This is a genomic window from Amycolatopsis sp. NPDC059021, assembly GCF_042739895.1.
Classification (GTDB): Bacteria; Actinomycetota; Actinomycetes; order Mycobacteriales; family Pseudonocardiaceae; genus Amycolatopsis.
Genome location: NZ_JBHYIQ010000168.1, coordinates 1 through 14,045, shown reverse-complemented (window position 1 = coordinate 14,045; position 14,045 = coordinate 1). Strand labels below are relative to the sequence as shown.

Annotated in this window: 12 protein-coding genes; 7 read left to right on the top strand and 5 right to left on the bottom strand. The window is 69.2% G+C overall.

The annotated features are described in order from the left end of the window. Nucleotides 1–51: 51 nt before the first annotated feature. Nucleotides 52–1,509: a neutral zinc metallopeptidase gene (locus ACFWX1_RS46390; protein WP_378396330.1), complete on the bottom strand. Its 1,458-nt coding sequence runs from the start codon at nucleotides 1,507–1,509 to the stop codon at nucleotides 52–54. A gap of 118 nt (nucleotides 1,510–1,627) precedes the next feature. On the opposite strand from ACFWX1_RS46390, the gene glgP reads away from it, so the two are divergent. Then, complete coding sequence (glgP, locus tag ACFWX1_RS46385) at nucleotides 1,628–4,168, top strand: alpha-glucan family phosphorylase (RefSeq protein WP_378396329.1); 2,541 nt, start codon at nucleotides 1,628–1,630, stop codon at nucleotides 4,166–4,168. A 25-nt stretch (nucleotides 4,169–4,193) separates the two neighbouring features. Here glgP and ACFWX1_RS46380 read toward each other — a convergent pair whose 3' ends face one another. The 3 genes from ACFWX1_RS46380 to ACFWX1_RS46370 are packed head-to-tail and all read right to left on the bottom strand — an operon-like array spanning nucleotide 4,194 to nucleotide 6,658. After that, nucleotides 4,194–5,327, bottom strand: a complete 1,134-nt coding sequence (locus ACFWX1_RS46380) for a hypothetical protein (RefSeq protein WP_378396328.1) — start codon at nucleotides 5,325–5,327, stop codon at nucleotides 4,194–4,196. Between the two features lie 42 nt (nucleotides 5,328–5,369). Next, complete coding sequence (locus ACFWX1_RS46375; protein WP_378396327.1) at nucleotides 5,370–6,323, bottom strand: hypothetical protein; 954 nt, start codon at nucleotides 6,321–6,323, stop codon at nucleotides 5,370–5,372. Then, nucleotides 6,320–6,658 (bottom strand): PadR family transcriptional regulator, encoded by a 339-nt coding sequence (locus tag ACFWX1_RS46370; RefSeq protein WP_378396326.1) that lies wholly within the window; start codon nucleotides 6,656–6,658, stop codon nucleotides 6,320–6,322. The genes ACFWX1_RS46375 and ACFWX1_RS46370 overlap by 4 nt, the downstream gene beginning before the upstream one ends. A gap of 168 nt (nucleotides 6,659–6,826) precedes the next feature. Between ACFWX1_RS46370 and ACFWX1_RS46365 the strand changes: the two genes are divergently transcribed. Continuing rightward, nucleotides 6,827–7,996 carry a methyltransferase domain-containing protein gene (locus tag ACFWX1_RS46365; protein ID WP_378396325.1) on the top strand — a complete coding sequence of 390 codons (1,170 nt, stop codon included), beginning with the start codon at nucleotides 6,827–6,829 and terminating at the stop codon, nucleotides 7,994–7,996. Nucleotides 7,997–8,008: 12 nt separating this feature from the next. Here ACFWX1_RS46365 and ACFWX1_RS46360 read toward each other — a convergent pair whose 3' ends face one another. Continuing rightward, nucleotides 8,009–8,746, bottom strand: a complete 738-nt coding sequence (locus tag ACFWX1_RS46360; protein WP_378396324.1) for an enoyl-CoA hydratase/isomerase family protein — start codon at nucleotides 8,744–8,746, stop codon at nucleotides 8,009–8,011. A gap of 47 nt (nucleotides 8,747–8,793) precedes the next feature. Between ACFWX1_RS46360 and ACFWX1_RS46355 the strand changes: the two genes are divergently transcribed. The 5 genes from ACFWX1_RS46355 to ACFWX1_RS46335 all read left to right on the top strand — a co-directional run bounded on the left by ACFWX1_RS46355 (nucleotide 8,794) and on the right by ACFWX1_RS46335 (nucleotide 13,982). Then, entirely contained in the window at nucleotides 8,794–9,783 is a 990-nt protein-coding gene (locus ACFWX1_RS46355; protein WP_378396323.1) for an LLM class F420-dependent oxidoreductase, read from the top strand. Nucleotides 9,784–9,854: 71 nt separating this feature from the next. Continuing rightward, the gene (locus ACFWX1_RS46350; protein WP_378396322.1) at nucleotides 9,855–10,070 is read left to right on the top strand and encodes a hypothetical protein; all 216 of its coding nucleotides are present in this window, start codon (nucleotides 9,855–9,857) and stop codon (nucleotides 10,068–10,070) included. 540 nt (nucleotides 10,071–10,610) lie between these two features. Beyond that, nucleotides 10,611–10,910 (top strand): hypothetical protein, encoded by a 300-nt coding sequence (locus ACFWX1_RS46345; protein ID WP_378396321.1) that lies wholly within the window; start codon nucleotides 10,611–10,613, stop codon nucleotides 10,908–10,910. Next, a complete protein-coding gene (locus ACFWX1_RS46340) occupies nucleotides 10,903–11,526 on the top strand; it encodes a DUF6879 family protein (protein WP_378396320.1) in 624 nt (207 codons plus the stop codon). Before ACFWX1_RS46345 ends, ACFWX1_RS46340 begins: the two co-directional genes overlap by 8 nt. Nucleotides 11,527–11,534: 8 nt before the next feature. Then, nucleotides 11,535–13,982: an ATP-binding protein gene (locus ACFWX1_RS46335; protein WP_378396319.1), complete on the top strand. Its 2,448-nt coding sequence runs from the start codon at nucleotides 11,535–11,537 to the stop codon at nucleotides 13,980–13,982. Nucleotides 13,983–14,045 lie beyond the last annotated feature (63 nt).

Genomic DNA, 14,045 nt, shown 5'->3' with positions numbered 1-14,045 from the left:
GGACCCAGAGTCCCTCAAGGAGGCCCCCACGGACCTTCGAAGCAGCCGGGCTCAGCCGTATTGGGTGGAGCAGACCGAGGAGCCTTCGAGGAAGCCCTTCCGCAGTGATTCGACGCGGTCGAAACCGCTGGCGGGCCGCTTGCCGTTGACGTCGGCGGAGATGAGGCTCTCCGGCATCAGCAGGTCCGCGATCGCCTCGTCGAGGTCACCGGCGGACAGCCGCAGGTTCGACCCCGGCTTGTTCGTGAACGCCGCCCACGCGCCGACGAGGCACGACGTCCGCAGGCCCGCGTTCGGGTTGTCCAGCGAGGCGCCGACGCCCTTCTGGATGCCCAGCGCGTAGCGGGACGCGACCTCGGCGAACGCCGCGAAGTCGCCCATCCCGCCCCGGGTCTGGCCCTTCTGCTCGGCCTTGCGGTCCACCGGCTGCGCGATCTGGTTCAGCTTGGCCAGATCGATGCTGACCGTGTTGTTGTCCGGGCAGTACGACGCGGGCGGGGTGCTCTTGCCACCCGAGCAACTGCCGCCCTGATCGACGATCTCCGGCGCGGCGACCCCGGCACCCTTGAACGCCTCGTCGAGGCTCTTCTTGAGCGTTGCGACCATCTGGGTGTTGACCTTCTCGTCGCCCTTGCCCTTGTCGCCCTTGTCGAAGGGACGTTCGGTGAGACGGGCCTTGACGTTCTCGGCGTTCATCGCCGCGCATTCCTTGGGGCCCTTGGCGAACCCGGTCTGGAAGGCGAAGGTGCGGTCGAAGGCGGTGCCGTGTGCCTGCTGGTCGGTGCCGCTGGTGCCCGCCGAGTCGCGGATGAAGAACATCGCGGCCATCACCTGGTTGAGGCCCTCGGCGGTGGACACCTGGTAGAACTTGCTCTTGTCCTCGGCGACCCACCGGAAGTAGCCGCCCGCGAAGCAGTCGGCCTGCTGTTCCTTCACCACGGTCGGGGTGGCCTTGGTGACGCCGGCCTTCTCGCCGAGCCGGTACTGGATGGCGTGGCCGAACTCGTGCGCGAGCACGGTCACCACCGACATCGGGCCGAACCGTTCCCGCAGCGAGGGCAGCAGCACGCCGCGGTCCCACGCCACCGAGTCGTCCGGCGGGCAGTAGAAGGCGTTGACGAGCCCCTTGACGCTGCCGCACTCGGTCTTCTGGGTGTCGCGCTTCGCGTCGTAGGACAGCAGCGACTTCACCGGCTTGAACGGCTGGCCGCCGAAGTTCGCCGGGAGCTGATCGGTCCAGTACGCCTGCACGTCGGCGATCGCGGCCGTGGCGAGCTTGTCGTCCTCGCCGCCGTCGGCGTTCTTGACGTCCAGATCCGGCGTCGGCGCGCCGGACTTCAAGCCGCTCTCGAAATGCGTCACCGGCAGACCGGCGACGCTGCCCGCGCCCGTGTCCGCCGACGAGCTCGAAGAGCCGCTGCCACCGCACGCGCTCAAGCCCAGGACGGCGACCGTGACGACGGCGATCAGAGCCGGGCGGCGAAAGCCCCGCCCTCCCCCTTGGATCATGTTCACTCGCTTCACCTCGATTACACGGGCAGGCAGGACCCTACCCAGTGATTACCGGCGTCGTGCCGTTATCCCCGAACTGTGTACGAGGGAGCCGCTCCCGATATGGTCGATGACCATGCGTGCAGTCCGCCGGTTCACCGTTCGCGCGAGCCTGCCGGAGCCATTGACCGGCCTCGGCTCACTCGCCACCAACCTGCGCTGGACCTGGCATCCGCCGACCCGCGATCTGTTCGCGTCGATGGACGCCGAGCTGTTCAACGCCGTCCGGGATCCGCTGCGGATGCTCACCGCGCTGCCACCGCGCCGGCTGGAGGAACTGGCAGGCGACGAGGAGTTCCTCGCCCGCGCACGGGATTCCGTCGCCGATCTCGAGCGCTACCTCACCGAGCCGCGCTGGTACCAGCGGCGCGAGGACGCCGACCTGCCGCAGGCGGTGGCCTACTTCTCCATGGAGTTCGGGGTCACCGAGGCGCTGCCGAACTACTCCGGCGGGCTCGGCGTGCTCGCCGGGGATCACCTCAAGGCCGCGTCCGATCTGGGCGTGCCGGTGATCGGTGTCGGACTGCTCTACCGCGCCGGGTACTTCCGTCAGTCGCTGTCGCTGGACGGCTGGCAGGTCGAGCACTACCCGGTGATCGACCCGAACGCGTTCCCGCTGGAACTGCTGACCGAGGACGGGAAACCGGTGCTCGTCGGCGTCGCGATGCCGGGCGGGCGGGAGCTGCGCGCACAGATCTGGAAGGCCAGGGTCGGTCGCGTCCCGCTGCTGCTGCTCGACACCGACACCGACGCGAACGACGACGACCTGCGCGCGGTCACCGACCGGCTCTACGGCGGCGACGCCGACCACCGCATCCGGCAGGAGATCCTCGCCGGGATCGGCGGGTTCCGCGCGGTGCGGAAGTACTGCGAGCTCACCGGGCATCCGCAGCCGAAGGTCTTTCACACGAACGAGGGACACGCGGGATTCCTCGGGCTGGAACGCGCGCGGGAGATCATCCAGGCCGACGGGCTCGCGTTCGAGGAAGCGTTGCCCGCGGTCCGCGCGGGCACCCTGTTCACCACGCACACCCCGGTCAGCGCGGGCATCGACCGCTTCCCGGTGGACGTCGTCCAGCGGTATTTCACCGACGGCAGGCTGGTGCCCGACGTCGACCTGCGCCGCGTGCTGGCACTCGGCGCCGAGGACAACCCCGGCCTGTTCAACATGGCGCACATGGGCCTGCGGCTGGCGCAGCGCGCGAACGGCGTGTCCCAGCTGCACGGGCGCGTCACCCGGCGCATGTTCTCCCGGTTGTGGCCGGGATTCGACGACGCCGAGGTGCCGATCTCCTCGGTGACCAACGGCGTCCACGGGCCGACGTGGGTCGCCCGCGAGCTGAGCGCGCTCCTCGGCCGCGACCACGAGGAGTGGGGCCTCGACGGCAACGGCGGGAAACCGCTCCGTGAAGGCGTTTCCGACGCCCAGCTCTGGGAGCTGCGGCGGGAACTGCGGGAGAAGCTCGTCTTCGAGGTCCGGCGTCGGGTACGCGCGGCGTGGCTCCAGCGCGGCGCCTCGCCGCTCGAACTCGGCTGGGTCGACTCGGTCTTCGACCCGGACGTGCTGACCGTCGGTTTCGCACGGCGTGTCCCGACGTACAAACGCCTGACGCTGATGCTGCGCGACCCGGACCGGCTGCGCGCGCTGCTGCTCGACGAGCGGCGTCCGATCCAGCTCGTCGTCGCCGGGAAGTCGCATCCGGCCGACGAGGGCGGCAAGCAGCTCATCCAGCAGATCGTCCGGTTCGTCGACGATGCGGGCGTGCGGCACCGGATCGTCTTCCTGCCCGACTACGACATGTCGATGGCGCGCTACCTCTACCGCGGCTGCGACGTCTGGCTCAACAACCCGGTGCGGCCGCTGGAAGCGTGCGGGACCTCGGGGATGAAGTCGGCGCTCAACGGCGGGCTCAATCTGTCCATTCGCGACGGTTGGTGGGAGGAGTGCTACGACGGCAGCAACGGCTGGGCCATCCCGAACGCGGACGGCGTGACCGATCCGCTGCGCCGCGACGATCTGGAGGCCGCGGCGCTGTACGACCTGCTCGGCCAGCAGATCGCGCCGCTGTTCTACGACCGTGACGGCGAGGGCGTCCCCAAGGGCTGGCTGTCCATGGTGTGGCACACGCTGGAGACGCTCGGGCCGCGGGTGCAGGCCGCGCGGATGGTGCGCGAGTACGTCGAATCCGGTTATCTGCCCGCCGCCCGCATGGTCGCCGCCGCGACCGGGGACGGCTATCGCGGCGCCCTGTCGCTCGCCGACTACCGCACGAAACTCGAGGTCGCCTGGCCGCGGGTGCGGATCTTCGACTCCGAACTGCTGGTCGAGGACCGGCAGCCGCTGGTCGTCGGCACCGAGGTGACCGTGCGGGCGCGGATCGACCTCGCCGGGCTCGATCCGTCCGAAGTGGACATCCAGGCCGTCGTCGGGCGCGTCGGCGAGGACGACGAGCTGAGCGACACCGTCACGGTCCCGATGACCGGCGACGGAATCGGCGCGTTCGCCGCGCGGCTGCGGCTGCCGCGGCCGGGTTCAGTGGGCTACACCGTGCGCGTGCTGCCGAAACACCCGCTGCTGGCGACGTCCGCGGAGTTGTCGAAGGTGGTCCTGGCCTAGCTCGATCGGGACGGTGCGCGGCGAATCACGGCGCGACGTTCCCGCCGGGATGCGGCGGGCCCACCAGCGTGACGTCGCGGGGCTGGTAACCGTCGAAGTACGGCATCGGCAGGTGGGTGAGCACCAGCAGGATCGCGGCCAGCGCACCGAACCGGGGCAGGTCGAGTTCGCGCCCGCCCTGCCGGAACCACAGCACGAGCACGAAATTGGTGATGAGCAGGAAGCCCCAGCGGGCCTCGTCCCAGCCGCCGAAGGCAAGCAGCACTGGCGCCACCATCGCGGCGAGCGGCAGCAGGGTCGCCGCCGAAGGCCGGTGCAGCATCAGGAAACCGGCCACCACCACCAGCAGGATCGGCAGCAGGTAGAGCAGGACGTCGGTGATCGAGTAGAGCTGCCAGCTCTGCGCCTGGGTGCGGTCGAACAGCCCGAGCGCGTCCGCTCGGTACGGGAATCCCGCTTCCGCCAGCACCCGCTGGAACCGATGCGTCGCACCCACCCCGGCAGGCGGCACCGTCAGGACCACCAGTCCGGCGGCCGCGGCCGGCGCGAGCACCGCGCAGGCCTTCCGGAACGGGAGCTTCCGCAGGAGCACCAACCCGAAAACCGGAACCACCGTGAGCAACGCGATTTCGTGCGTCAGCACGGACGCCACCATGAGCGCACCGGCGACTACCGGCCGATCGCGGCGCAGTGCCCACAAGGCGGCGAACAGCACCAGGTACAGCACCTGGTCGAGATAGCCGATCTCGTGGAAAAGGTAACCGCCGGTCGGCAGCAGCAACCAGCCGATGACGAGGAAGCGTCTGCTCTCCGAGGGAGCCTGGAAGAACGCGACGACCAGCACCGTCAGCAGCAGCCCAAGGACGGCGAAGGCGGCGACGGCGTACACCGCGTAGTGGTACCCGAACAATGCCGCGAACGGACGCAACACCGTGCCGACGAGGAATCGGCGGTGAAAACCGTCGGTCAGCGAAACGGATTCGAGCGTGACGGCCCAGTCCGACGGCGACCGGAATCCGGTGTAGGCCGCGAGCGGCAGCACGGCCAGGAACACCGCCGTGGCCGGTGAGAACAGGCTCTGCCAGCGGATTCTTGCTCGTGACGGGGGTACTTCGAGCGGTAAAAGGGCGCGCGAGGGCCCGGCGGGAATGGTGTCCATAAAGCCAGAATCCTTTTCTGGAGAGAAAAATACCGAGAAGAATCAGCGATTCACGACGGTCCGGCGGTAGTCACGGATTCCGGCGACGGTCAGTGCCACGACGATCACCCCGGCACAGCAGACCTGCGCGATCACCATCGCGCCGAACGGGATGACCCCGTTTTTCAGCACCAGGTTCTGGACCATCACCAGGGCGATGCACAGGGCCAGTGCCAGCGTCCACCCCGGGCGTTGTCCGGTGCGGCGCCGGAGCAGCAGGTAGCAGGCTCCGGCGATCGCGCACAGCCAGACGAGCGGGGACAATCCGTCGATCCGGCTCAGATCGCCCGGGAGACCGAACCTGAGCGCGAGGGCGGGGGCGAGAACCAGGCCGCCACCGACGGCCCACCACCACGGCCGCGCCGGTGGCAGCGGGGCGTCGGCGTGGAAGGCCACCAGCACCAGCATCAGCGGAAGCCACTGTGGAGCGAAGTACGCGATCAGCTCGGGTCCGAGATCGGACGAATGCTCGACCAGGAACCAGATCGCGCCCGCCGCCAGGATCGCCCCGGCGGCGATCCGTGCCATGCGGCGCCATCCGTCCACCAGGAGCGCGAGCGGGATCAGCGCGACCGCCAGCAGGATGAGGTCCTTGCGCAGATCGGACGTCAGCGCCACGCGGAAGGCCCCGGGGTAGTCGTCGGAGAAGCTGAGCAGCGACCAGAGTGTGTCGCCGGCGCGACTGGCGGATTTGAGCACGCCCCAGAGCAGGCCGAGGAGCGCGACCTGCCGCACCAGATCGCCGAGAGCGACCGTGCGCGCGGGTGCCGCCCTGGCAGCCAAGCGTGTCCGCACACCTAGTGCCAACAGGGCCCACAGTTCGCTCCACAGCGCCGCGCGGGCCCGCTCGCCGTGCAGGTCGAGCAGGGTGCCGACCATCTCGTCGCCGCGTTCGGCGCGGTACCACGCCGGGAGCACCCGCACCAGCGTGCGGTACTGCGTCTCGGCGCTGATCATGCCCGCACTTCCGCTGTCCGGGGCCATTGGCCGCGGGCCCGCAGCACCGTGCTGGCGGCGTCGACGTTCGCGGCCAGCCGCCGGGTCTGCTCGGCCAGTGCCGTGCTGCCCGCCCCGGTCAGCCGGTAGTAGCGCCGGAGCCTGCCCTGGTGGATCTCCTCCCGGTCTGGCTCGGCCCAGCCGTCGCTGACCAGGCGATCCAGCACGCCGTAGAGGGTGCCGACCCGCAGGCGCACCCGCCCCTCGGACAGCTCCTGGACCCGCTGGACGACCCCATAACCGTGCCGGGGCTCGTCCGCCAGCGCGATCAGCACCAGGAAGGTCTGCTCGGACATGCTTCGCTCCGCCATGGGTCCACATATATCAGAAGACGATATATAGCGGCGTACGTTGCTTCGCTCGCGGAAGTTTCTCGAAGCCGTGGCCTAGGTTGATGGCATGCGTTTCGGTCTCTTCGTACCGCAGGCTGACGGGCTCTCTGTGTATACCGTCGGACACACCAGGTGACCAGCGGCGACGACCTCGTCGCGGCGTTGCGCGCGGAGGGGAACCTGCCGTCGGACTGGGCCGAGGCGTTCGCGGCGGTGGACCGGGCGGCGTTCGTTCCTGCCCACGCGTGGTTCGACGACGAGGACGGCCGTCCGCGGCCGATCGACCGCGGCGGTGATCCAGGCCGATGGTACGACGCGGTCTACTCCGACGAGCCGATCGTGACCCAGCTCGACGGGGGCCGGGTCCGCTGGCCGGAGAGCAGCCCGTTGGTGACCAGTTCGGCGTCCCAGCCCAGCATCGTGCTTGCCATGCTCGACGCCCTGGGCCTGCGCGACGGGCATCGGGTCCTGGAGATCGGCACCGGCACTGGTTACAACACGGCGCTGCTGTGCGAACGCCTTGGCGACGACCACGTCACCAGCGTCGAGGTCGACCCCGCGCTGACCGAGCAGGCCCGTGCAACGCTGCGTGCCGCGGGCTACAAGCCCACGGTCGTCTGTGGCGACGGCGTCGCCGGGCGGCGGGCGAGCAGGCCCTACGACCGCTTGCTGTGCACCGCCGCCGTGATCGCCGGACGGTTGCCCTACGCCTGGGTCGAGCAAATCCGCCCCGGCGGGCGGATTCTCACCCCGTGGGGCACCGCCTATCGCAACGGTGTCCTGGTCCGGCTCACGGTCGACCGGGACGGAACGGCGTCCGGCCCGGTCCTCGGCGAGGCGGCGTTCATGCGGCTTCGTAGTCATGACACGCCGTTCGGGCACGCGGCACGGCTCGGGGACCTTGTCGACACCAGCACCATCGCCGTCGACACGATCACCACCGTGCCGCCCGCCGAGGTCGCCACCGGGCCCGGCGCCTTCACCGTCGGCTTGCATCTGCCTGATGTGCAGAGTGGTGTCTTCTACGACGACCCCGCTCACTACGAGGTCCTGCTCTATCACGTGCCCACCGACTCGGTCGCTTCGGCGACGGTTTCACCGGAGAGCGCGAGTGCTGGCCGCTACCCGGTCCGCCAGCACGGCCCCCGTCGGCTGTGGGATGAAGCCGAGGCCGCGCACACCTGGTGGGCGGCTCATGGTTTTCCGGCACCGACTCGCTATGGCCTCACGATTTCCCCTGAGCGGCAGCACGTCTGGCTCGACGCCCCGGCCAATCCGGTTCGCAGCTGGAACAGCCGATAACCGCTAAGCCGCTTAGCTCCGGCGCAGGGACGCGAGGTAGTCGCGCAGGGTTCGGTGCGTGCGCTCGGAACTCCAGATCTCCTGCACCGTGGACTCGTCCGTCGGCTCGCCGGTGGCGATACGTTCGCGGGCCGGGCGGTGGAGCTGGTGTTTGGCAAGGGCGTACACGTCCGGCGGAGCGGCGCAGAGTGCTTCCGCTCGCGCCAGCGCCGTCGTCATGAGCTGCTCGGGCTCGACGACCTCGTGTACGAGACCGATCGACGCGGCTTGCCCGGGAGCCAGCCTGCCGGCGCCGAGCACCATCGTGTCCAGCGCCGGGCCGACCGCGTGCCGCATGATCTCCAGCGGCACCGAGGGAAAGGGCACGCCAGCGGCGACTTCGGTGAGCCCGATGGTGCCACCCGACATGAGCCGGACGTCACAGGCCGCGGCCAGCACGCAGCCGCCGGCCAGCGCGTGCCCGTTCACCGCGGCGACAGCCGGTTTCGGATGCTCGAACAGGGTGAGCATCGCCAGGCTCAGTGCCGGCAGGAACCTCTCGACGTACCGCGGGCCGCCCTCGACGATCCGCTTCAGATCCACCCCCGCCGAGAAGGACCGCCCGCTGCCGGTCAGTACCACGGCACGCGCGCCGGCGACCGCGGTCAGGGTGTCCGGAACCGCGGTGAGCAACTCCAGGTCCAGCGCGTTCACCGGACCGTGGCGCAGCGTCAGCACGGCGATGCCGTCGTGGTCCTCGATGTCGATCATCCGGCGATGATGACACGCCCGCGGGACTCGTGGCCTAGGTTGAGGGCATGCGTTTCGGACTCTTCGTACCGCAGGGCTGGCGGCTCGACCTCGCCGGCATCGACACCGCGGACCACTGGACCACCATGCTTGGCCTCGCCCACTACGCCGAGGCGGGCCCCTTCGAATCGATCTGGGTCTACGACCACTTCCACACCGTCCCGGTGCCCACCGAGGAGGCCACGCACGAGGCGTGGTCGCTGATCTCGGCGTTCGCCGCGGCGACGTCGACGATCCGGCTCGGCCAGATGTGCACCTGCATGGGGTACCGCAACCCGGCGTACCTGGCGAAGATCGCGGCCACCGCCGACATCATCTCCGGCGGCCGCGTCGAGATGGGTATCGGCGCCGGGTGGTACGAGCACGAATGGCGGGCCTACGGCTACGGCTTCCCCAGCGCGGGCGACCGGCTCGGCATGCTCGACGAGGGCGTGCGGATCATGCGCGACCTCTGGACGACCGGAACGTCCACTCTGGACGGTAAGCACTACCGCACCGACGGCGCGCTGCTGCGCCCGCTGCCGCCGCAGGAGGGCGGGCTGCCGCTGTGGATCGCGGGCGGCGGTGAGAAGAAGACGCTGCGGATCGCCGCCCAGTACGCGAAGTACACCAACTTCAGCAACGCGCCCGAGGACTTCCGGCGCAAGTCGGACATCCTGGCCGCACACTGCGCCGACCTCGGCACCGACTTCGGCGCGATCACCCGCTCGGCCAACTACAACGTGGTCATCGGCGAGACCGAAAAGGACGTTCAGGACCGGCTCGCCTGGATCCGGTCCCACTACGAGCCGCTGATCCCGGCCGAGGCGCTCGAGGGCGCGTTCGGCAACTTCTCGAACAGCCCGACGGTCGGCACGCCGGAGCAGATCGCCGAGCGGCTGTCGGAGATGCAGGGCCTCGGCATGACCTACGCGATCCTGAACTTCGCGGAAGCCGCCTACGACAGGTCGGGCATCGACCTGTTCACCAGCAAGGTCGTCCCCGCGCTCGCCGGATGAGGACGGACGGTCCTGCCCGGCCTGGGCAGGGCAGGGCCGTCGGCCCTTGTCGCGGGTGCAGGACGACCTTGATGGCGCCGGAGGCCCGGTCGCCCGCCACCCGGAACGCCTCGGCGGCGTCGTCCAGCGGAACGGTGGGTGATCACCGTCCGGGCGATCTCGGGGTCGGCGGCCAGCAGTGCCGCGGCCTGTTCGGTGTCGCGGTCGTCGGTGGCGACGAGGAGTTCGAAGTCGGGCTCACCACGTTGCTCACCGGGTTCCGCGCGCTGATGAGGTCTTCCCGGTAGGTGCGGCAGCGGCGCCCGTCGCGAACGCTCCGTTCAGGACGTTGATCGTCCCGAGCGGAGCGTTCGCGACATCGGGCCGCGGTCAGCTCGTACCGGGGCCCGGATACTTGCCGGTGACGCGTGGCGGTAAGATCTGAAACCGCTGGTAGCGCGAACGGTAGCGGAAACGAAAAACGATCGGTAGCGCACAGATCGCCGGGGTGGGAATTGCCGCCGAGTACGTATGTACGGATTGTTTTGGCGAGATTTCGTGGTGATAGATTGCCGCGATCCGGGCGGATAACGTGAAACACCCGCCGCAAGAGCTAATTCGTAGTTGATCCTGTCTGCGGTTACGATTTTCGTAGTTTTCACTCGAAAGAAATTCGGGTTGCGGACTGTGATCAGCGTGCGGGAATCTGGTGGATCGCGCCTCGCCCGCCACTCCGCGAATTCCCGCGCCCGGTGTCGCTCACACGCGTGGAGCAACGCGGGAACTGTTCCCACCGGTTGTGATCCTGGTAATGTCAATACTCCTGATCGGCCACGTGGGAGGCGATAATGGGCGAGAAGGTCTGGAAACCCGATCCTTCGGCGACATTGGTCAGGCGTCTCGGCGTCTCGCCTCGTGAACCGGGCAGCGGTGGCAGCGGAGGCACGACGGCGACCACGGGTTCGAAGGGTGGGTGCCCGGACATCTGGGCGCTCTCGAACGGCGACGTCGCGGTGATCGGCAGGGATCTCACCGATCACTATCGGTCCAGTCTTCCCGCGGACGTGAGCGTCGGCCGTGACGAACGTCTGGTGATCCTGCCGGGGGCCATGGTCAGCGCGGCGAAATGGGACATCCCCGATGCATGAACTCCTGCGCGGATCGACCGGTGAACTGCTGGAGAACGACGCCTACTGGGCCGGGTTCGAGCGGGACTACTGGCAGCACGGGGACCCGGGATTCTGGAAACTGGAACGGCGGCAGGTGTTCCAGGACCCGGACATGCCGAGCTGGCAGGCGTTCGCCAGAGGCGACTGGGACGAGGCGATCCGGCTGGGCGAAGCGCTCCGCCCGGACATCGAGGACGAATATCGCAAGGACGCCGAAGCGGGTATCCGGTCCTGGTGGGTCAAGGTGGTGGAGAAACCCGTCACTCCCTATGTCCAATGGGCTTTCCACGTGCTGCGGATCAGGGCACAGTCCGGGGAACGGATGCGCGTGGTCGGTGCGGATCAGGTGAAACGGTTCGAAGAACACCAGCCGTTGCCCGAGATGATCACGCTCGGTTCGGAGGTCATGTACGACCTCGTGTACGACGACGCGGGCCGTCAGCAGGGCGGGATCCGTATCGCCGACCGCGAGGTGGTCGCTCGCTGCCAGCGTTTCATCGCGGACCTCTACGCGGCAGGTGAAGACGCCGAGAGTTTCTTCCAGCGCGAAATAGCGGGCCTTGCCCCGCCGTTGATCGGGATCGCGGGGGATTAGCCGGGTTCATGCGCACCGAAGACCCGGGTGATCGGCGCGAGGAATCCGCGCGGGGCAATCGGTCCGAGGTTTCCGGGGCCGACGCCGATATCGTGCAGGCGGGTGCCGTCCATGGCGGTGTCCACTTCCACGGCCCGAACAATCCACCGCGACAGATACCGCGCCAGCTTCCCGGTGACGTGGGTGGTTTCGTCAACCGGTCCGGCGAACTGGCCCGCCTCGGCGAGGCGCTGGCCGCGCGCGACGAACGCTCGGCTGTCGGCGTCTACATCATCACCGGCACGGCGGGCGTCGGCAAAACCTCGCTGGCGTTGCACTGGGCACACAGTGCGCGGCATCGCTTTCCCGACGGCCAGTTGTACGTGAATCTGCGGGGTTACGATCCCGGTCCGCCGGTGTCGCCGGAACAGGCTCTGGATCGTTTTCTGCGTGCTTTGGGCGTGTCGCCGGAAGCCATTCCCGCCGAACGGGAGGACAAGGCGGCGCTGTATCGCTCCACGGTCGCGGAACGACGGGTGCTGATCGTCCTGGACAACGCCGCCACCGTCGGGCAGATCAGGCCGCTCCTGCCGGGGGACGCCGACTGCCTCGTGCTGGTGACGAGCCGCAACCGCCTGTCCGGGCTGGTCGCCAGGGACGGCGCGCGGCGGCTCGCGCTGGACACACTGTCCGAAGTGGAATCCGTCAATCTGCTGCGCACGGTGACCACGGGCTACCGTCGCGACGACGATCCGGCGGAGCTGGTCGAACTGGCGAGACTGTGTGCCCGGTTGCCGCTCGCGCTGCGCATCGCGGCCGAGCGGGCTTCCAGCCGTCCGCTGATGCTGCTCGGCGAACTCATTGCCGATCTGCGGGACGAATCGGCGTTGTGGGACGCGCTCACCGCCGAGAACGACGAGGAGTCCGACGCGGTACGGACCGTCTTCGCGTGGTCGTACCGGGCCCTTCCCGAGGACGCGGCACGGATGTTCCGCCTGCTGGGCCTGCATCCGGGACCGGAGGTCAGCACCGCGGCCGCCGCCGCGCTGGCGGGCACTGGCGTCGGGCAGGCTCGATCGTTGCTGGACGCGCTCGTGGGGGCGCACATGCTCGAACAGCGCGCGCCGGGCCGGTACGAGTTCCACGACCTCTTGCGCGCGTACGCCACGGACCAGGCGATGCGGCAGGAGACCGCGGAAGCTCGGCTGGCGGCCGTGGAACGGGTCGTGACCTGGTACGTGCGCACCGCGCGGGCCGCCGTCGCCGTGATCTGTCCCTTGGATCGGGACGTGCTGGTGGACCCGCCGCCGGCGGACGTCGTTCCGCTGGCCTTCGCCGACTACGGTACGGCTTTCCGGTGGTACGAGGAGGAACGCGCGAACTTCGTCGCCGCCACCCGCGCCGCGGCCGAGGCGGGGCTCCACCGGCTGGCCTGGCAATTGCCTGCCGTGTTGTGGAGTGTGTACGCGTTGCAGAACCCGTTCGAGGACTGGATCGCCACCGGGCGGGTCGGCCTGGATTCCGCCCGTCACAACCACGATCGGTTCGGTGAGGCGCAGCTGCTGGCCAGCCTGGGGATGGCTTTCCTGCAGTCCCAGCAACTCGACCGGGCTGAGGAGTACCACCGGAACGCGCTGGACGTCCGGGAGGACATCGGTGATCGGCTCGGGGTCGCGATGTCGACCAACGACCTCGGCATCCTGGCGGATCGACGGCATCGGCTGCGGGACGCGCAGCGCTATTTCACCGATTCCGTCGCCCATTTCCGGGAACTCGGTGATCGGGCGAACCAGGCGTGGCTGCTGAGCAACCTGGGGATGGTCCAGTGCGATCTGGGGATGCCGGGGGAAGCCGTCGAGCTGCTGCGGGAAGCGGTGGCCGCGTCCCGGGAGGTCGGCGACCGGGCTGCGGAAAGCAATGCCCTGATGTCCCTTGCGATAGCGCATCGAGAACGAGGCCGGCTGTCCGACGCCGATTCGGCCGTCGAAGCGGCATTGGCGTTGGCGCGCGAAGACAGCTATGTCGTTTTCGAGGCGGTCTGTTTCCTGGAAATGGCGCGGATAAGCCGTGCTCGCGGAAATCCGGCGGGTGCCTTGACCTTCTATCAGAAGTCGGCGTCGATCCAGCGACGTCTCGGTGACCGCAGCCGGGAAGCGAAAGCGCTGGACGGAACGGGCGAGGCATACCAGGAAATGGGCCGGCACGACGAAGCGGCCGGATTCCACCGGCTCGCCGTCGCGTTCCACCGGGAACTCGGTGACCGGTGGCAACTCGCGCTCGCGCTCCACCATCTCGCCACCGCCCTGCGGAGTTCCGACGACCCGGCGCCCGCGCGAGCACATTGGACCGAGGCGTCGGCCCTGCTCGCGGAGTTCGATGATCCGAAGGCACTCCTGATGCGTGCCCGCGTCAACGAACTCCTGACCGGGCACGTCGGGGGGGGGGGGTGGGGGGGGGCAGGGCCAGGACCAGGGTAGTGGGGGTGGGGGGGACCGCCGGGCGGGGGGGGGGGCGGGGGCCCGCCGGGCGCCGGCCGCCGC